The following is an 18,799-nucleotide window of genomic DNA, read 5'->3' as shown; positions in this document are numbered from 1 at the left end:
GAGCGAAGTGATGAAGAAGACCCTGATTGCCGGCACTGTGATGGCTCTGCTCAGCCATGGGGCCATGGCCGCCAATGACTGGCGTTTTGCGGCGGGTGCCGATCTGTGGAATGCCCAGGGAAGTGGCCAGCTCAGCAGCGTGGGTGCCGATGGCAGCTACGACGAGAACTACAACTGGAGCGGCTACCTGCAACTGGAGCACGGCATCCTGCTGCTGCCCAACGCCAAGTTCGAAATGTCCGACTTCAGCAGCAGCGGCGGCAGCTTCAACAACGATCTGCTGGCTTACGACCTGAGCCTCTACTATCGCCTGTTCAACAACGACCTGTTCCAGATCGATCTGGGTCTGACCGGTCGTCGCTACGACGGTGATTTCAACACCCAGCACTACTCCTATGACAAGGATGTGCTGATGGCCTACACCGGGGGTGAAGTACGCATCCCGGGGACCGGCTTTGCTGCGTTTGGCGATATGCGGGTGCAGGATGCCGACAACTATGACTACCGTCTGGGCGGCTCCTACAAGTTCTCTTCCGTGCCGCTCAAGATCCGCGCCGGCTGGCGTGAGGCCGAGATGGACTTCGATCGCGTCGATCAGACCATCGACGGCTGGTTCATCGGTGGTGAATTCACCTTCTGATCTCCCTGAGGAGCACACATGGGCCACATCATAGTGACTGGCGCGGGGTCCGGACTGGGCCGCGCCCTGACCATAGGGCTGGTTGAACGCGGCCATCAGGTTTCCATGATGGGTCGCCGTTACCAGAAACTGCAGGAGCAGGAAGAGCTGCTCGGCAAGGCGGTGATCGGCATTGCTGCCGATCTCGCGCACCACGAAGAGGTGGATGTCGCCTTTGCCGCTGCGGTGGAGTGGGGCGGTCTGCCCGACATGGTGATCCACTGTGCCGGTGTCGGCGAGTTCGGTCCGGTGGGTGTCTACACCGCCGAGCAGATCCGCCGGGTGGTGGAGAGCAATCTCATCTCCACCATACTGGTGGCCCAGCAGACGGTGCGCCTCATCAGTGACAAGGGCGGGGTGCTGGCGAATGTGCTCTCCTCTGCCGCCCAGACCGGCAAGGCCAACGAGAGCCTCTATTGCGCCTCCAAATGGGGCATGCGCGGCTTTCTCGAATCCTTGCGGGCCGAGCTGAAGAGTGCTCCCCTGCGACTGGTGAACCTCTATCCGAGCGGGATCCGCAGCGAGTTCTGGGAGAATTCGGATCACGTGGATTCGAGTGGCTTCATGACGCCGGAAGACGCGGCAGCCTACATGCTGGATGCGCTGGCCGCGAGAAGCAGCTGCCATGTGACCGATCTCTTTATCGGTCGCAATGCCTGAAGCGCCGTGAACCTGCCCCGTCGCCAGATGACAAGGAAACAAAAAGCGCGCCATTTGGCGCGCTTTTTCATTGATGTGCAGTGCTAAATTATCTGCTTGCCTGCCTCTCTTTACGCCGGGCCATCATGGATTTGAAGGCGGGTAAATTCAGTGCCGACATGGCATGGATGATTGATGATGCATGTCGGCACATATTATTTCCGAGTCGCATATTCCCGCAGGAAGGATGGAATCACCTGTTTTGGCTTCTTGCCAAGGGTCAGCAGCAATTCAAAGTCCGGGTCGATAATGCCATGTCGACACGCCAGCTCTTCCAACAAGGCAAGCCAGAGGTGGGCCGTCACCTCTGCATCCGCCAGGGCACGGTGAAACACCCCGTCATTGGGCAGACTCCGGTATTGCACCAGGGTACCCAGCTTGTGATCCGGGGCATCGGGAAACAGGCGCCTCGATAGCAGCAGGGAACAGGCGAACTGGCCGCGGTATTGCGCCGGCAATCGCTCTATTTCCGCATCCAGAAAGCGCTTGTCGAAGGAGGCGTTGTGGGCGACCAGATTGTCATCACCGATAAAGTCGACGAAATCCGCCATCACCTCGTTACAGGGGGGAGCCTGTTTCAGCATGGCATTGCTGATCCCGGTATATTGCTCGATGAAGCTGCTCACGTTGAAGCCCGGATTCATCAATGCCGAGAAACGCTCACTGATATGGCCATCCTTGATTCTGACGGCACCGACCTCGATGGCTCTATCCCCTTGTCCGGGTGAAAGCCCTGTGGTCTCGAAGTCGAGCACGACAACGGTATTGGCTGAGGCGATGGACATAACTTCTCGGGCAAGCTGGGTAAAGAGCGCCAGTCTAGGAAATCAGCCGTGCCGTGTACAGGGCAATGCAGTTATCTCATTGGTTCACGCTGGAGACGCATTTTTGTGCATCATGGCTGAGAGCCATATAAAAAGCCCCGAGTGCCGTGGCACTCGGGGCTTTCCTATGAAAAGCGAAAGGCGGTGTCGGCGTTATCAGCGACCCAGCTTGGCCTTGAGCATGGCAACGATCTCTTTGATCGCCACTTCCTGCTTCTCGCCGGAGCGGCGGCACTTGTACTCCACCACGCCGTTGTCCAGACCACGGTCACCGATGACGATGGCGTGGGGCACACCGATCAGCTCCATGTCGGCGAACATCACACCCGGGCGCTCTTTACGGTCGTCGAACAGCACGTCCACCCCGGCGGCTTTGAGCTCGGCGTAGAACTGCTGTGCCTGCAGGGCGACGCGCTCGGATTTGTGCATGTTCATCGGCACGATGGCCACTTCGAACGGGGCGATGGCATCCGGCCAGATGATGCCGTACTGGTCGTTGTTCTGCTCGATGGCGGCAGCCACCAGACGGGAAACCCCGATACCGTAGCAACCCATCTCCATGGTGACGGACTTGCCGCCTTCGTTCAGCACGCTCGCCTTCATCGCTTCGGAGTACTTGGTGCCCAACTGGAAGATGTGGCCCACTTCGATACCGCGCTTGAGCAGCAGCTTGCCCTGGCCGCACGGGCTCGGATCACCTTCCACCACGTTGCGCAGGTCGGCAACCTCAAAAGAGGCGATGTCGCGATCCCAGTTGGCACCGGTCAGGTGGAAACCGGTCTCGTTGGCGCCGCAAACAAAATCGCTCAGATGGGCGGCGCTGCGATCGACGATGATGCGACCGGCAAAGCCGACCGGGCCGATGGAGCCTGCATCGCAACCGGCGGCCGCTTTGATCTGCTCGTCATTGGCGAAGGTCAGCGGGTTGGCAACACCAGCCAGCTTCTCGGCTTTGATTTCGTTCAGCTCGTGGTCGCCACGCAGTACCAGGGCGATGACGGCCTGCTTGCCGTGCTCATCTTCCTCTGCCAGTACCAGCAGGGTCTTGGCGATGGCGGTCGGCGCCACGTTCAGGAAGGCGGCCACTTCGTCGATGGTGTGGACGGCCGGGGTAGCCACCTTGGTCAGGGCAGCAGTGGCGGCAGCGCGCTCGCCGGCCGGTGCCAGCGCTTCAGCCATCTCGATGTTGGCGGCGTAATCGGAGCTATCGGAGAAGGCGATCAAGTCTTCACCGCTCTCGGCCAGCACCTGGAATTCGTGGGAGCCGGTACCCCCGATGGAGCCGGTATCGGCCTGCACCGGACGGAAGTTCAGACCCATGCGGGTGAACGCCTTGCAGTAGGCAGCGTGCATCTTCTCATAGGTATCGACCAGCGAGGCCTTGTCGATGTGGAAGGAGTAGGCATCCTTCATCAGGAATTCGCGGCCACGCATCACGCCGAAACGGGGGCGTACTTCGTCGCGGAACTTGGTCTGGATCTGGTAGAGGTTGAGCGGCAGTTGCTTGTAGCTGTTCACTTCGTAACGGACCAGCGCGGTGATCACCTCTTCGTGGGTCGGACCCAGCACGAAAGGGCGGTTGTGACGGTCGGTCAGGCGGCACAGCTCGGGGCCGTAGTCATCCCAGCGGCCGGACTCCTGCCACAGCTCGGCGGGCTGTACCACCGGCATGGATACTTCGACGGCACCCGCATTGTTCATCTCTTCGCGGACGATGTTTTCAATCTTCTTCAGGACCCGCAGGCCGGTCGGCAGCCAGGCGTACATGCCGGAAGCGAGTTTGCGGATCATCCCGGCGCGCAGCATCAGCTGGTGGCTGACAACTTCAGCGTCGGAGGGGGTTTCCTTGAGAGTGGAAAGCAGATATTGGCTGGTACGCATCGCGGTAGACCTTCGCTAGTTCGGGCGGCTTGGCCCTGGAAAATTTCAAGTGCGGAATTTTAACAGGCGAAGCCCCCCGGCCCAAGGGCTAAATTCAGCGGCGCTGGGGGGAGGGCGGGGGCCTTGCCCCGCCCGCACTAGACCCGAAATTGCGACAGCAACTGCTGTTGCTGCTGGCTGGCCTGATGGAGGGAGGAGGCCAGTTGCAGGCACTCCTGGGCTTCCTGTTCGCCCGTCTGGGCCTGCAGGCTGATATCCGAAACCTTGCCCGTGGTGTGCCCCAGGGTGTGGGAGAGCTGGCTGGTCGCCTCTGCCACCTGTTGCACCATGTCGGCGAGCTGATCGATGGCCTCTTCTACCTTGAACAGGATCTGCTTGGTGTTGTCGGAGTCCGCCATACCCGATTCCACGGTTTTCAGGTTGCGTTGCATCATCAGATAAGCCTGCTCTGTCTGCTGCTGGATGCTGTTGATCACATCCGTTATCTCGGCACTGGAGGTGGCGGTGCGATTGGCCAGGGTGCGCACCTCGTCGGCCACCACGGCAAAACCGCGCCCCATCTCGCCCGCCCGGGCGGCTTCGATGGCGGCATTGAGTGCCAGCAGGTTGGTCTGCTCCGAGATATTGCTGATGGTGGAGATGATCTGGCCAATCTGCCCTGCCTGCTCCTTGAGGGCGTTGATGGCGGTGGCACATTCACCCACCTCCATGACCACCCGCTGCATGCCGGCGGTGGCGGAGGAGACATACTGGCTGCTTTGCGTGGTGAGCTGGCGCACCTCGTTGGCGTTGTGTGCCGCCAGGTTGCAGTTGTCCGAGATGGTGGTGGCCACCTGCACCATCTGCTCGCTGTCGTGGTGCAGCGCCTGGGCATGCGCTGCGGTCTGGCGGCTGCTCTGGCTGATGGCCTGGACCCGGTTGACCGAGGTGTGCACGTGCTGGTTGATGTGCTGGTTGTTGTCCATGGTGGCGCTGATCATCTTCTGCAGCTTCTCGATGAAGCGATCCACGCTGCCGGCCAGGGAGCCAATCTCGTCGTCGCGTGAGAGGTTGATGCGGGCATTGAGATCTCCTTCCCCGGCGGCGATGTCCTGCATGCGCTTGTCGACCTGGAGTAGCGGGCGAACAATGGTGCGCACCAGCCAGAAGCCGCAGCAGGTGACGATCAGCAGGCTGAGCAGCAAGCCCCCCAGGATGAGTCCCCTGGTGTAGTCGATGATGGCGTTGAGCTGGTGAACCTGATCCTCGACGGTGGCGTCCCCCTGGGCCTCGACCTCGACCAGAGCCAGCCTGAGCTGGTCGGCACTGTGTTCGTAACGGGCCAGCTGGTTCTGATAAGCGCTCAGGGCTGTGGTCCATTCACGGATCAGGCGGGCATTGTCGGCTTGCAGGGCGCGATACTGGGTGGAGAGCATTTGGCCTGCAAACTCCCCGTCACCGGGCACATCGAACTGGCCGGTTGCCAGCATGCCGTCAACCGCGTCCTGATAGAAGCGGGTGGCTTGTGCCAGCTCGGCCTGGATGGCAGGAGTAGGGCCTTCGCTCTGCATCTTCTCCAGCGCATAGAGCTGGCGCAGGAATCCGATGTTGGCCTCCATGCCGCCATCGGCCGCCTGCCAGCGGGTCGCGAGGCCGCCGTTCCAGCTGATGGCCTGATCCGGTGAGCGGGTGAGGCTCTCGACGGCCTCGTCACCGATCACCTCCAGCCTAGTCGAGAGGCGTGACATGCGTTCCGAACTGGCACGCAGCGCCTCATCGGCGCTCGTGAAGGTGCGATAGAGTGTCAGCAGCTGTGCCTGCTCTTGCTGATAGGTCTGCTCATGCTGCTTCAGTGTGGTAATGGCCGCCCCATCGATGAGCCCGCCTTGCTCCACCCGGCGCAAGGCGTCGCTGGCCGCCTCTTTTGCCCGTTGCAGTTCCGGTGCGTCGAGGGGGATCCCCGAGAGCATTTTCTGGATATAGAGCGACTGGTTGCCGAGTTCGATGGAGCCCTCCATAGCACCATCTGCCGTCTGCCAGGCGGCACCCAGGACGTAGGAGAGCAGATCAGCCAGCCGCTGGCTGCCATACCAGCCGATCGCCCCCATGCCCAAGGTGCAGCCGAGCAGAATGGTGAGTCCGAGGTTGGATGTGGTGACGATTTTCATGATTCAAGCCTTCCATGGTGCCGAACAAGACCATTTCAGTGTTCAATCAATGACGAAGATGTGCCATCCCCGATGGAAAATAAAGTGACAGACTGTGTTCTGAACGAGGGAAATGGCCGGGTATGAAGAGCTGGTCATCCCATGATCTGCATGGACCTATGCTGGATACTTATCCAGTTATTCTTTATGCTATGACCCAATTTGCGAGAGTCTGCGTGGCGAGGAAAAGAACATGATCGGTCGCTTGAGAGGCGTCATCATCGAGAAGCAACCCCCCGAGGTGTTGCTGGAAGTCGGAGGGGTGGGATATGAGGTTCATATGCCCATGAGCTGCTTCTATGATCTGCCCGAACTCGGGAAGGAGGCCGTCATTCACACCCACTTTGTGGTGCGTGAAGATGCCCAGCTGCTCTACGGCTTCAACCACAAGCAGGAGCGGGCGCTGTTTCGCGAGCTGATCAAGACCAACGGGGTCGGCCCCAAGCTGGCCCTGGCCATTCTCTCCGGCATGACGGCCACCCAGTTTGTGATGAGCGTTGAGCGCGAGGAGATAAGCTCCCTGGTCAAGTTGCCCGGCGTGGGCAAGAAGACCGCCGAGCGCCTGGTGGTGGAGATGAAAGACCGCCTCAAGGGCTGGGTCAGCCACGATCTCTTCTCCCCGGCCGAAATCACCCTGCCCGCGAAAGAGAGCCCGCTGCGTGCCCCGGATGCGAGTGAGGAAGCGGCCAGTGCACTGGTGGCCCTCGGCTACAAGCCGCAGCAGGCCAGCCAGATCGTCAGCAAGGTGGCCGCCGACGGCATGTCGGTAGAGGAGATCATTCGTGAATCCCTGCGCAGCCTGGTGTGAGGTAGACAATGATTGAAGCGGATCGCCTCATCTCGGCCGGTGCCGCCCGTGAGGACGAGATCATCGATCGGGCCATCCGGCCCAGAAAGCTGGCCGATTACACCGGACAGGATCACGTCTGCGATCAGATGGAGATCTTCATCGAGGCCGCCCGCCAGCGCGGGGAGGCCCTCGATCATCTGCTGATCTTCGGGCCTCCCGGCCTTGGCAAGACCACGCTGGCCAACATCGTCGCCAACGAGATGGGGGTCAACATCAAGACCACCTCGGGCCCCGTGCTGGAGAAGGCCGGCGATCTGGCGGCGCTCCTCACCAACCTGGAACCGAACGATGTGCTCTTCATCGACGAGATCCACCGTCTCAGCCCGGTGGTGGAGGAGGTGCTCTACCCGGCCATGGAGGATTATCAGCTCGACATCATGATAGGGGAGGGGCCGGCGGCCCGCTCCATCAAGCTCGATCTCCCTCCCTTCACCCTGATCGGTGCCACCACCCGGGCCGGCTCCCTCACCAGCCCCCTGCGTGACCGGTTTGGCATCGTGCAGCGCCTCGAGTTTTACAACGTCAAGGACCTGACCGACATCGTCTCTCGCAGCGCCCGCTGCCTCGGGCTCGACATGACGGAAGACGGCGCTCTCGAGGTAGCCCGTCGCTCCCGGGGGACACCGCGCATTGCTAACCGTTTGTTAAGGCGGGTACGAGATTTTGCCCAGGTGAAGTCTGACGGGCGAATTGACGGACCCATTGCGGCCCGTGCTATGGACATGCTGGACGTGGACAATGAAGGTTTCGACTTCATGGATCGCAAGCTATTGTTGGCCGTCATCGACAAGTTTATGGGGGGGCCTGTCGGGCTCGACAACCTGGCCGCCGCCATCGGTGAGGAGAAGGACACCATAGAAGACGTGCTGGAACCTTATCTGATCCAGCAAGGCTATCTGCAACGTACACCCAGAGGGCGGATCGCAACTCAGAGAGCCTACGCACACTTTGGCCTGGAACGACCGGCAGATCAGTAGACGTTGCGATATGAACCAAAAAGCCGCCCTTGAGGCGGCTTTTTGTTTTGCGGGCAAAAAAAAGCCCACGGCACAGGCGGTGGGCAAAGACAATTCAGGATGGATGTTCACAGACAGTGAGCGCGTCTGCAGACCGGTCGGGAAAAAACAGAGGAGCCGTCGCGAGGCTTCAGAGTCGGTTCATTTGATAGAGTTGAACGAAAGAAAGCTTGTAGTAACGGATGGTCTTGGCAACAAACTTTTTCATCATTAATCCCAACAAACAGGTTCGAAATGTTCATCGAATACGTACCGGGAACCCGGAATGACCGGCCTGTATTCAGAGGTATGCCCTCACTGCGAGGCGCATTGTAGGAGCTCTTTCCGGGTGGGACAAACAAGAAAATCTATGGGCTTTTGATTAGATAAACTAATGATTTTGGTGGGGGTGTCAATCCGCATAAACATGTGTTTTTACTGGGTTTAAATTGATTTTTGGATGAGCCTGGCCATTTATTGAAATAATCGAGACGCGAGGGCTTTATTTCCGGGGTTGCGTATTTGTTTAACAGAATTGAAACTATTTAGGTGTGTCATAAAATTGATTTAAATCAATTATTTACGACTTGGTGTTTTTTGTGATGAAGCTCCCATAATTAATGGGAAAAGCCCCATAAGTTACCTTGAAAAAACATGTATTGAGGGTGGTTTTACATTGATTTCAATCAAATAAAGGTGATATAAAACAGCGATCATTATAGGCGGGAATAGAACCCTGGTTATTGTTTATTAGATGTTAAACATTAGCTTTTTTTGTTCCTGCATATTGCCTTGTTGTTAATGTGGTGGCAGTCGAATCCGGTCAGTCCGTGAGGGGTGACCGACCGTTCGGGGACTTCCAATGGAAGCTTTGTCCTTAAAACTTAAAATAGCCGTGCCAATAATCGGTGAGGAAACATCATGATTGCTGAGCATGTGGTAGACCTATCGCGGTTCCAATTTGCTGCGACGGCCCTTTATCACTTCCTGTTTGTACCCTTGACGCTGGGGATGGCCTTCATCCTGGCGATCATGGAGTCTGTCTATGTGATGACCAACAACACAGTGTACCGGGACATGACCAAGTTCTGGGGCAAGTTGTTTGGTATCAACTTTGCCCTCGGGGTTACCACCGGGCTCACCATGGAGTTTCAGTTCGGTACCAACTGGGCTTACTACTCCCACTATGTTGGCGACATCTTCGGGGCCCCGCTGGCCATCGAAGGTTTGATGGCCTTCTTCCTGGAGTCCACCTTCGTCGGTATGTTCTTCTTCGGTTGGGATCGTCTCAGCAAGCACCAGCACCTGGCGGCTACCTGGCTGATGGCGCTCGGGACCAACCTCTCCGCACTGTGGATCCTGGTCGCCAACGGCTGGATGCAGAACCCGGTGGGTGCCGAGTTCAACTTCGAATCCATGCGCATGGAGATGGTGAGCTTCGCCGACCTGGTGTTCAACCCGGTTGCCCAGGTCAAGTTCGTCCACACCGTGGCGGCAGGCTATACCACGGGCGCCATGTTCGTGCTCGGGATCTCCTCCTATTACCTGCTGAAGAATCGTGATGTGGCGTTCGCTCGTCGCTCCTTCGCCATCGCGGCCGCGTTCGGCATGGCCTCCATCCTTTCCGTGCTGGTGCTGGGTGACGAGTCCGGCTACGAGACCGGGGAAGTGCAGAAGGTGAAACTGGCAGCCATCGAGGCTGAGTGGAACACGGAGCCGGCTCCGGCATCCTTCACCCTGTTCGGGATCCCGAACCAGGAGGAGATGCGCACCGACTACGCCATCAAGATCCCCTATGCCCTCGGCATCATTGCCACCCGTTCCCTGGACGGTCAGGTGACTGGTCTCAAGGATCTCAAGAGCGAGCATGAGCTGCGCGTGCGCAACGGCATGACCGCCTACGACCTGCTGACCAAGCTGCAATCCGGTGACAAGTCCGACGATACCCGCGCCCGCTTCGACGAAGTGAAGCAGGATCTGGGCTACGGTCTGCTGCTCAAGCGTTACACCCCCAACGTGACCGACGCCACCGACGAGCAGATCAAGGCCGCCGTGGATGACTCCATCCCGCAGGTACTGCCGCTGTTCTTCGCCTTCCGCATCATGGTCGCCTGCGGCATCCTGATGCTGGTGCTGATCGGTCTGGCCTTCTATGACAGCACCCGCCACAAGATCGGCGAGCGCAAGTGGCTGCTCAAGGCGCTGCTGTACGGCATTCCGCTGCCCTGGATCGCCATCGAGGCGGGCTGGTTTGTCGCTGAATATGGTCGTCAACCCTGGACCATCGCCGAGATGCTGCCGACTTATGTCTCTGCATCCAACATTCCTGCGTCCGAGATCTGGTTCTCTCTGATCGGGATCTTCCTGTTCTACACCGTACTGCTGATCATCGAGATGTACCTGATGTTCAAGTATGCGCGCCTGGGCCCAAGCAGCCTGAAGACGGGCAAGTACCACTTCGAACAGAGCAAGGCATAAGGAGAGTGACCCATGTTTGATTACGAACTGTTGCGTCTGGTCTGGTGGGTGCTGGTCGGCGTGCTGCTGATCGGGTTTGCCATCACCGACGGTTTCGATATGGGGGTGGGCGCCCTGCTCCCCTTCGTCGGCAAGAAGGATGTGGAGCGTCGCGTGATGCTCAACACCATGGGGCCGCATTGGGAAGGCAACCAGGTCTGGCTGGTGACCGCCGGTGGTGCCCTGTTTGCCGCCTGGCCCATGGTCTATGCGGCGGCCTTCTCCGGCTTCTACATCGCCATGATCCTGACCCTGATGGCGCTGTTCTTCCGTCCGGTCGGCTTCAAGTACCGCTCCTTGCAGGAAGATGCCAAGTGGCGCTCCAACTGGGACTGGGCTCTGTTTGCCGGTAGCGCCATTCCCCCTGTCATCTTCGGGGTGGCGTTCGGCAACCTGCTGCAGGGTGTACCGTTCAGCTTCAACCAGTTCCTGATGATGACCTATCACGGCAACTTCTTCGGTCTGCTCAATCCGTTCGGCCTGCTGGCCGGTCTGGTGAGCCTCTTCATGATCATCACCCAGGGTGCAACCTGGCTGATGATGAAGACCGAAGGTGAAGTGCTGGCGCGCTCTCGCACCGCCGCCATGATCTTCTCCCTGCTGACCCTGGTGCTGTTCGCCCTGGCCGGTGTCTGGGTGAGCGGCATGGATGGTTATGTGATTGTGGGCTCCGTCGCCACCGACGCCGTCACCAACCCCCTTCACAAGGAAGTGGTGGTGCAGGCCGGTGCCTGGATGCAGAACTACAACCTCTATCCCTGGATGATTGCCGCACCCGTGCTGGGTCTGGTGATGTGTCTGCTGACCGCCGTGGCGGCCAAGCTGGACAAGGGTTGGGTGGCGTTCCTGTTCTCCTCCCTGGCCATCGCCGGCATCATCCTGACCGCGGGCTTCTCCATGTTCCCGTTCGTGATGCCCTCGAGCCTCGAGCCGTCCCAGAGCCTGACCATGTGGGATTCCACCGCCTCCTTCAACACCCTCAAGGTGATGACGGTAGTCGCAGTCGTCTTCGTGCCGACCGTGCTGGCTTACACCATCTGGACCTACATCAAGATGTTCGGCCGGGTGAGTAACAAGCACATCGAAGACAACCAACAATCGCTCTACTAAGAAGGTGCCCTGATATGTGGTATTTCACCTGGATCCTTGGGCTGCTGCTGGCCTGTGCGTTTGGGATTATCAATGCGCTCTGGCTGGAGCACACCGAGAACCTGGATCGTCAGATTGATGAAGACAAGTGACAGGCTCGCCCGGCTGGCCGCTCCTCTGGAGCGCCAGCCATGGCAAGGTCTGATGCTGCTGGCGGCGGCCCTGCTGGCTGTCGCCATCTTGCAGGCGCCCAACCTGGTCGCGGCCAATACCAGTGAGCACGGCCTCTGGCTTGCGCCCTGGCTGATGTGGGCGGTCTGTTGCGGTGTCATGCATGGACTGGGGTTTCACCCGCGCAGCCTGGTGGGTCGCGTGCTGTTCTTCCCCTGGCTCGCCCTGCCCAGCCTGCTCTGCGGGCTCTGGCTGACCAGCAGCTACTACCTGCCATAAATGATGAAGGAGGTCGGCATCAGCCCACCTCCTTCTTCTTTTTTGAGGGGCGTGCCGTCGCCCGGTCAGAGCGACAGAACCTCGTTCGTCACGCCGCTCGCAGCCACTTCTCTTTTCCGCTTTTCTTGCGATGCTGACAGCCCTGTGGTCTTCGGCCTGTCGGCGCCGCAGCACGCCATAAAAAACAGGGAGAGAGGGGATTTCCCTGTCTCCCCCTGCTTCTTTCCTATTCAGCCCTGCGCTATGATAGCCCCCCATCTGACTGTCGAATGGATCACAGATTTTTATGGGGGAAGTCTCTGAGTTTCCGGTGCGTGTCTACTACGAAGACACGGATGCCGGAGGCATCGTCTACAACGCCAATTATCTCAAGTTTATGGAACGGGCCCGCACCGAATTCCTGCGCGCAGGCGGCATCGAACAGGATGTCCTGCTGCAGGCGGGGATCGCGTTTGTGGTGAGTCGCACCGAAATCGACTTCCGCGCGGCGGCCCGCTTCAATGAACTGCTGACCGTAATGACGCAAGTAACTGAAGTGAAACGCGCTTCCATGCGTTTTTCACAGCAGATCCTGGCGGCTGATGGACGGCTGATCACTCAGGCCATGGTACAGATCGCCTGTGTCAGTCATCCGCAAATGAAACCTGTTGCAATACCTGAAAAAATCAAGGGAGTGCTGTTAAGTGCACGCTGAAATTTCGTTTATTGGCCTGTTCTGGCAAGCCAGTCTGTTGGTGAAACTGGTCATGATGACCCTGATGGGCATGTCGGTCGTCTCCTGGGCGCTGATCATCCAGCGCTCCAAGGCCATCAAGGCGGCCAACCTCGCCTCGGAGCAGTTTGAAGACAGATTCTGGTCCGGGGTCGACCTCAATCGTCTCTACCAGGAGTCCTCCTCCCGTCGTGACGACATCGAAGGCATGGAAGACATCTTCTACTCCGGCTTCAAGGAGTATGCCCGCCTGCTCAAGGCCGGTGCCCGTGGTCAGGATGCGGTGATGGACGGTACCTATCGTGCCATGCGCGTCTCCCTGTCCCGAGCAGTGGACGATCTCGAGTCCAACCTGCCGGTCTTGGCGACCATCGGCTCCATCAGCCCCTATATCGGTCTGTTCGGTACCGTCTGGGGGATCATGAACGCTTTTATCGCTCTGGGTCAGGTTCAGCAGGCGACCCTGCAGATGGTGGCACCGGGTATCGCGGAGGCGCTGATCGCCACCGCCATGGGTCTGTTTGCCGCCATCCCGGCCGTTATCTTCTACAACCGCTTCACCAACAAGGTCGAACGGCTGGAAAACGCCTACGCCAACTTCATGGACGAGTTCACCACCATTCTGAACCGCCAAATCGCACAGCAGGGTGAGAAGTAATGCAAACCTATCAGCGGCTCAAACGCAAGAAGGTCGCCGAGATCAACGTGGTGCCCTATATCGACGTCATGCTGGTGCTGCTCATCATCTTCATGGCGGTCACGCCCGTGATCACGCAGGGGGTCAAGGTCGACCTGCCCCAGGCGGAGTCCGAGCAGTTGCCGGAAGACGCCAAGCCGCCTTTCATCGTCAGCGTCAATACCGAGGGTGAGTACGTCATCAAGGCCGGCGAGGCGGATGACGAACCCGTACCGAGCGGCACACCAGAGGCGATGCAGCAGTACATCACCGAGAAGGCTATGGGCTATCTGGCCATCAACCAGAACGCGCCTGTGGTGGTCGCCGGTGACAAGTCCGTGCGCTACGAGGAGGTGATCCTGCTGATGGTGGCCCTCAAGAAAGCCGGTGTGCCTCAGGTTGGTCTGATGACGGATCCGGTGAACTGACGGAGATGGATGTGAAGCGTGGTATTTCCGGTTATCTCGTCGCGTCGCTGCTGCTGCATCTGATCATCGGCATCATCCTGCTGGTCGGTGTCGACTTCAGTAAACCCAAGCGCCCCGAGTCCAAGGGACAGATCGTCAATGCGGTCATGATGGACAGCGAAATGCTGGAGCAGCAGATGCAGCAGGTCCAGCAGCAGAAGCAGGCCCAGCCCAAGGCTGCACAGCAGCAGAAGGACAAGGAAGACGCTGAGCGCGTCAAACGCGAGCTGGCACAGGAGCAGGAGCGTCTGCGTATCGCCGAGACCAAGCGCAAGCAGGCCGAAGAGGCGACCCGCAAGGCCGAAGCCGACAAGCAGAAGAAAGAGGCTGAACAGAAGCAGGCGGAAGAGAAGGCCCAGAAAGCCGAGGAAGCCCGCAAGCTGGAAGAGCAGAAGACCAAGAAGGCCGAAGCCGAACGCAAGGCGGCGGAAGAGGCCAAGGCGCTGGCGCTCAAGAAGAAAAAAGAAGAGCTGGAGAAGAAGCAGGCTGAAGAGAAGGCAAAGGCGGAAGAGGCCAAGGCCAAGAAAGCGGAAGCCGAGAAGAAGGCCAAGGCCGAAGCCGAGAAAAAGGCGAAGGCGGAAGCCGAGAAGAAAGCCAAGGCCGAGGCCGAGAAGAAGGCGAAGGAAGAGGCTGACAAGAAGGCAAAAGCTGACGCAGAGAAGAAGGCGAAGGCCGAGGCCGACAGAAAGGCCAAGATTGAGGCGGAGCGCAAGCGCAAGGCGGCCGAAGAGGCCAAGTTGCAAAAAGAGATGGAAGCCATGATGGAGCAGCAGCTGGCCGCCGAGGCCAATGCGCGCAGTCAGGCAGCATCGGCAGCCGCCAAGGGCGAAGTCGACAAGTATGCCGCCCTCATCAAGGCCACGGTCGAGCGCTACATGATTTTGGATCCCACCATGCGGGGCAAAACATGTACTATCGGTGTCAAGTTGGCCAGTAGCGGCTTCGTCATCTCGGTGGACAACGGTCAGGGTGATCCGGCGGTCTGCCGCTCCGGCAAGGCGGCGGTGCTGAAGGCCAACCAGTTGCCGGTGCCGAAGGATCCGGCGGCATTCGAATTGATGAAGGATCTACGCCTTCAGCTAGCGCCAACGATTTAAGAGAGTGTTTCTGCTTTGATTGGCAAGGGTTGTTGATCAGAGAACTGAGTCTCAAATTGGAACTGAGAGTTTAAGCCATGATAAGAAAAGTGTTTTTTGCTTTGGTTGGCTGTTTGTTGCTGGGCCAGAGTGCTCAGGCGGCCTTGGATATCGTCATCACCGGCGGTATCGACAGTGCACGTCCCATCGCCATCGCTCCCTTCAAGTGGGAGGGCAATGGCCAGTTGCCGCAGGATATCGCAGAAGTGGTCTCCAACGACCTGATGCGCAGCGGCAAGTTCAAGCCGCTGGCCCGTGGCCAGATGCCGCAGACGCCGAGCTCCAGCGGCGAGATCAACTTCGCACCCTGGGCTTCCCAGGGAGTCGAAGCCGTGGTGGTCGGCTCCATCGCCGCCGTGGGTGATGGCACCTACAAGATCAACTTCGAGCTGGTCGACGTCCTGAAAGGCCAGCTGGCCAAGACCCAGGGCGGTGAGGCGAACGGTTACATCCTGGACAGCCGCATGGCGACCATCCCGGGTGCGCAGATGCGCCAGTTTGCCCACCGCATCTCCGACATCGTCTACGAGCGTCTGACCGGTGAGCGTGGTGCCTTCCTGACTCGTCTGGCCTATGTCTCCGTGCAGCAGGGCACCCAGTTCCCGTATCAGCTGCGGATCTCCGACTACGACGGCTACAACGAGAAGACTCTGCTGCGCTCCCGTGAACCCCTGATGTCCCCGGCCTGGTCGCCGGATGGCAGCAAGCTGGCTTACGTGAGCTTCGAGAACCAGAAGTCCGAGATCTATGTGCAGGACATCTACACCCAGCAGCGCAGTCTGATCACCAGCTTCCGTGGCATCAACGGTGCGCCGGAGTGGTCTCCGGATGGTCGTCGTTTGGCTATTGTTCTGTCCAAAGATGGGCAGCCTGACATCTATGTCGTTGATGTTGCTAGCAAGCAACTCACTCGAGTCACAAATAACCGCACCATCGACACCGAACCCTCCTGGATGCCGGACGGTCAAACTTTGCTGTTCACCTCTGAACGTGGTGGCAAACCCCAGATTTATAGCGTAAATTTGGCGACTGGCATGACTCGCCGGATGACCTGGGAAGGGGATTCCAACCAGGGGGCATCCATCACACCGGACGGCAAGTCCATGGTGATGGTGACCCGGGTTCAGGGACAATATCGCATCGCTCGCCAGGATATGGAAAATGGAGCCATGCTGGTACTGACCCAGAGTGCTCTGGATGAATCGCCAAGTGTGGCTCCCAATGGCAGCATGATCATTTATGCCACCATCTATCAGGGTCGTAAGAGTCTTGCATTGGTGTCGACCGACGGTCGCTTCAAGGCAGTGCTTCCGACCAGTAGCGGTGAAATTCGTGCACCAGCTTGGTCGCCCTTCTTGAATTGATAAAAATCGATTGTTTTTTGTTTTGTTATAAAGGTTTAAGGAAATAGCATGCAACTCAATAAACTGCTCAAGGGTCTGGCCATCGCACTGCCACTGTTCACCCTGGCTGCCTGTAGCTCCTCTTCCGACTCCGACGCCGCTGGCGCCGAGTCCGGCATGACCGACGGCATGGGCGGTGTACAAACCGGCGGCGCCAACGGCATGTTGTCCCCGGAAGAGCAGATGCGTCAGAAGTTCGAAGCGCTGCAACGCGACAACGTGATCTACTTCCCGTACGATGGTTACGACATTCAGGGTCAGTACGCCGACCTGCTGGATGCCCACGCCAGCTACCTGCGTGAACGTCCGAGCGTCAAGGTACTGATCGAAGGCCACGCCGACGAGCGCGGTACGCCGGAATACAACATCGCGCTGGGTGAGCGTCGTGCCAAGGCTGTTGCCAAGTATCTGCAAACCCTGGGTGTGCAGGCCGAGCAGCTCTCCATCGTCAGCTATGGCGAAGAGAAGCCGCTGGATCTGTCCCACACCGAGGAAGCCTTTGCCAAGAACCGCCGTGCGGTCCTGGTTTACTAAGGTTTGAGTCGAACGAAGTTCGTTTATATGCAAGCGGCCATTTCGATGGCCGTTTTATTTGCACTAAACGTCAAGGTTTGATCCGAATGAAATCTGTATCAGCGAGCGACTATGCGCTGGCCGTTTTATTTGCACTAAACGCTAAGGTTTGATCCGAATGAAATCTGTGTACAAGCAAGCTGGTGTTGCGCTGGCCGTGTTGGTTGCTTTGAATGCGCAAGCGGCAGCACCCGTGAGCGATCTGAGCGGGGATTCTGGCAGCAGCGGCGTAGTGCTGAGCGGCAACAATGGTGCCATCGTACCGACCGGCAGCCTGGAAGACCGGGTTGCTCTGCTGGAGCGTACCCTCAACGCCCGTCTGCGTCTGCAGGCCGAACTGCAGCAACAGGTCGACTCCCTGCAAGGGGAGGTCTCCGAGCTGCGTGGTCAGCTGGAACAGCAGACCTACCAGATGGAGCAGTCCCAGGAGCGCCAGCGCCAACTCTACCAAGAGCTCGACAAGGTGGCCAACAGCCAGCCTGCCGCCGCGCCCGCAACACCTGCTGCAGGTGCTGCAACGCCTCCTGCCGCGGCTGCCAACTACTCCACCAACCAGGATGAGAACCAGGCCTACGACGCAGCCGTGAACATGGTGCTCAAGGAGAAGAACTACGACAAGGCCATTCCTGCCTTCGAAGGGTTCATCAAGCAGTTCCCGAACTCCAGCTATGTTCCCAATGCCCACTACTGGCTCGGCCAGCTGATGTTCAACAAGGGTGACAGGGCGGGGGCCGCGAGCCAGTTTTCCACGGTGGCGAACAAATACAGCAAGTCACCCAAGCGGGCCGATGCCCTGCTGAAACTCGGCATGCTCGCCCAGCTTGACGGCAAGAAAGCAGAGGCCAAGGCCTTCTATGAGCAGGTGATCAAGGGTTACCCCAACACCTCGCCGGCCCAGCTGGCCAAACAGAGTCTGGCCAAGCTGTGACATTGCTGCATGTCACTGTTTTCGTAACACTCTTGTAAATACCGCCGTGCTTTGTATGCGCAGTGAACAATCAGATTTAATTTAAGATTTTTCTATTGCGCCAGGATGATAAATCCGTAATATAGGCCGCCGTCAGAGCCGGAGCAGTAATGCAGTCGGCACTGGTCGTGGTGAGGGTCGTTAGCTCAGTCGGTAGAGCAGTTGACTTTTAATCAATTGGTCGCTGGTTCGAATCCAGCACGACCCACCATTTCTTCACAGCAGGTGAAGACAATATTCCCAGGTCGTTTAGCTCAGCTGGGAGAGCACCTCCCTTACAAGGAGGGGGTCACTGGTTCGAGCCCAGTAACGACCACCATGTTGTAACACTGGCCGCCACATGCGGTTCGTGAAAGGTTCAGGATGTGGGTCGTTAGCTCAGTCGGTAGAGCAGTTGACTCTTAATCAATTGGTCGTAGGTTCGAACCCTACACGACCCACCACTCTGAACATTGAATCCCAGGTCGTTTAGCTCAGCTGGGAGAGCACCTCCCTTACAAGGAGGGGGTCACTGGTTCGAGCCCAGTAACGACCACCATGTTGTAACACTGGCCGCCACATGCGGTTGGTGAAAGGTTCAGGATGTGGGTCGTTAGCTCAGTCGGTAGAGCAGTTGACTCTTAATCAATTGGTCGTAGGTTCGAACCCTACACGACCCACCACTCTGAACATTGAATCCCAGGTCGTTTAGCTCA

19 protein-coding genes and 5 tRNA genes are annotated in these 18,799 nt (G+C 58.5%); 21 read left to right on the top strand and 3 right to left on the bottom strand.

What is annotated here, in order from left to right; all coding sequences use genetic code 11:
- Positions 1 to 10: 10 nt before the first annotated feature.
- Together HKD46_RS13035 and HKD46_RS13030 are read left to right on the top strand one after the other, a co-directional pair.
- Positions 11 to 640, top strand: a complete 630-nt coding sequence (locus HKD46_RS13035; RefSeq protein ID WP_069784883.1) for a TIGR04219 family outer membrane beta-barrel protein — start codon at positions 11 to 13, stop codon at positions 638 to 640.
- A gap of 18 nt (positions 641 to 658) precedes the next feature.
- Positions 659 to 1,339 (top strand): SDR family oxidoreductase, encoded by a 681-nt coding sequence (locus HKD46_RS13030; protein ID WP_171865505.1) that lies wholly within the window; start codon positions 659 to 661, stop codon positions 1,337 to 1,339.
- A gap of 194 nt (positions 1,340 to 1,533) precedes the next feature.
- Here the strand turns inward: HKD46_RS13030 and HKD46_RS13025 are convergent, their stop codons facing one another.
- From HKD46_RS13025 to HKD46_RS13015, 3 genes are all read right to left on the bottom strand, one after another.
- Entirely contained in the window at positions 1,534 to 2,163 is a 630-nt protein-coding gene (locus tag HKD46_RS13025; protein ID WP_171865504.1) for a PolC-type DNA polymerase III, read from the bottom strand.
- A 195-nt stretch (positions 2,164 to 2,358) separates the two neighbouring features.
- Positions 2,359 to 4,083 carry a proline--tRNA ligase gene (locus HKD46_RS13020; protein ID WP_171865503.1) on the bottom strand — a complete coding sequence of 575 codons (1,725 nt, stop codon included), beginning with the start codon at positions 4,081 to 4,083 and terminating at the stop codon, positions 2,359 to 2,361.
- 137 nt (positions 4,084 to 4,220) lie between these two features.
- Complete coding sequence (locus tag HKD46_RS13015; protein WP_171865502.1) at positions 4,221 to 6,230, bottom strand: methyl-accepting chemotaxis protein; 2,010 nt, start codon at positions 6,228 to 6,230, stop codon at positions 4,221 to 4,223.
- 232 nt (positions 6,231 to 6,462) lie between these two features.
- Between HKD46_RS13015 and ruvA the strand changes: the two genes are divergently transcribed.
- The 19 genes from ruvA (at position 6,463) to HKD46_RS12920 (ending at position 18,766) form a co-directional block, all read left to right on the top strand.
- On the top strand, positions 6,463 to 7,077 hold the full coding sequence (gene ruvA, locus HKD46_RS13010; RefSeq protein ID WP_010672867.1) for a Holliday junction branch migration protein RuvA: 615 nt from the start codon (positions 6,463 to 6,465) through the stop codon (positions 7,075 to 7,077).
- An 8-nt stretch (positions 7,078 to 7,085) separates the two neighbouring features.
- Entirely contained in the window at positions 7,086 to 8,096 is a 1,011-nt protein-coding gene (gene ruvB / locus HKD46_RS13005; RefSeq protein ID WP_041211014.1) for a Holliday junction branch migration DNA helicase RuvB, read from the top strand.
- A 10-nt stretch (positions 8,097 to 8,106) separates the two neighbouring features.
- Positions 8,107 to 8,349, top strand: coding sequence for a hypothetical protein (locus tag HKD46_RS13000; RefSeq protein ID WP_029313687.1), 243 nt, complete (start codon positions 8,107 to 8,109; stop codon positions 8,347 to 8,349).
- A 686-nt stretch (positions 8,350 to 9,035) separates the two neighbouring features.
- Complete coding sequence (gene cydA, locus HKD46_RS12995) at positions 9,036 to 10,592, top strand: cytochrome ubiquinol oxidase subunit I (RefSeq protein WP_171865501.1); 1,557 nt, start codon at positions 9,036 to 9,038, stop codon at positions 10,590 to 10,592.
- 12 nt (positions 10,593 to 10,604) lie between these two features.
- Positions 10,605 to 11,741, top strand: coding sequence for a cytochrome d ubiquinol oxidase subunit II (gene cydB / locus HKD46_RS12990; RefSeq protein WP_010672870.1), 1,137 nt, complete (start codon positions 10,605 to 10,607; stop codon positions 11,739 to 11,741).
- A 14-nt stretch (positions 11,742 to 11,755) separates the two neighbouring features.
- Positions 11,756 to 11,872: a cytochrome bd-I oxidase subunit CydX gene (gene cydX, locus HKD46_RS12985; protein ID WP_005331536.1), complete on the top strand. Its 117-nt coding sequence runs from the start codon at positions 11,756 to 11,758 to the stop codon at positions 11,870 to 11,872.
- Positions 11,859 to 12,170: a cyd operon YbgE family protein gene (locus HKD46_RS12980; RefSeq protein WP_039039483.1), complete on the top strand. Its 312-nt coding sequence runs from the start codon at positions 11,859 to 11,861 to the stop codon at positions 12,168 to 12,170. The genes cydX and HKD46_RS12980 overlap by 14 nt, the downstream gene beginning before the upstream one ends.
- 286 nt (positions 12,171 to 12,456) lie before the next feature.
- Complete coding sequence (gene ybgC / locus HKD46_RS12975) at positions 12,457 to 12,864, top strand: tol-pal system-associated acyl-CoA thioesterase (RefSeq protein ID WP_010672872.1); 408 nt, start codon at positions 12,457 to 12,459, stop codon at positions 12,862 to 12,864.
- A 1-nt stretch (position 12,865) separates the two neighbouring features.
- Positions 12,866 to 13,540: a protein TolQ gene (tolQ, locus tag HKD46_RS12970; protein WP_213320854.1), complete on the top strand. Its 675-nt coding sequence runs from the start codon at positions 12,866 to 12,868 to the stop codon at positions 13,538 to 13,540.
- Entirely contained in the window at positions 13,540 to 13,986 is a 447-nt protein-coding gene (gene tolR, locus HKD46_RS12965) for a protein TolR (protein ID WP_069784929.1), read from the top strand. The genes tolQ and tolR overlap by 1 nt, the downstream gene beginning before the upstream one ends.
- A gap of 5 nt (positions 13,987 to 13,991) precedes the next feature.
- Complete coding sequence (gene tolA, locus HKD46_RS12960; protein WP_010672875.1) at positions 13,992 to 15,122, top strand: cell envelope integrity protein TolA; 1,131 nt, start codon at positions 13,992 to 13,994, stop codon at positions 15,120 to 15,122.
- Between the two features lie 77 nt (positions 15,123 to 15,199).
- Complete coding sequence (gene tolB / locus HKD46_RS12955) at positions 15,200 to 16,525, top strand: Tol-Pal system beta propeller repeat protein TolB (protein WP_041211016.1); 1,326 nt, start codon at positions 15,200 to 15,202, stop codon at positions 16,523 to 16,525.
- 48 nt (positions 16,526 to 16,573) lie between these two features.
- Positions 16,574 to 17,098: a peptidoglycan-associated lipoprotein Pal gene (gene pal / locus HKD46_RS12950; protein ID WP_010672877.1), complete on the top strand. Its 525-nt coding sequence runs from the start codon at positions 16,574 to 16,576 to the stop codon at positions 17,096 to 17,098.
- Between the two features lie 157 nt (positions 17,099 to 17,255).
- Entirely contained in the window at positions 17,256 to 18,065 is an 810-nt protein-coding gene (ybgF, locus tag HKD46_RS12945; protein WP_041211017.1) for a tol-pal system protein YbgF, read from the top strand.
- 174 nt (positions 18,066 to 18,239) lie between these two features.
- Positions 18,240 to 18,315 (top strand) — tRNA-Lys (locus tag HKD46_RS12940).
- 32 nt (positions 18,316 to 18,347) lie between these two features.
- A tRNA-Val gene (locus HKD46_RS12935) sits at positions 18,348 to 18,423 on the top strand.
- Positions 18,424 to 18,471: 48 nt separating this feature from the next.
- Positions 18,472 to 18,547: transfer RNA gene (locus HKD46_RS12930), tRNA-Lys, on the top strand.
- A gap of 19 nt (positions 18,548 to 18,566) precedes the next feature.
- Positions 18,567 to 18,642 (top strand) — tRNA-Val (locus tag HKD46_RS12925).
- Positions 18,643 to 18,690: 48 nt separating this feature from the next.
- Positions 18,691 to 18,766 (top strand) — tRNA-Lys (locus HKD46_RS12920).
- The last annotated feature ends 33 nt before the right edge of the window (positions 18,767 to 18,799 follow it).

It is taken from the genome of Aeromonas sp. TW 6 (assembly GCF_013168745.1).
In the GTDB taxonomy this organism is placed as follows: Bacteria; Pseudomonadota; Gammaproteobacteria; order Enterobacterales; family Aeromonadaceae; genus Aeromonas; species Aeromonas caviae.
This window is presented reverse-complemented; position numbering and strand designations above follow the sequence as displayed.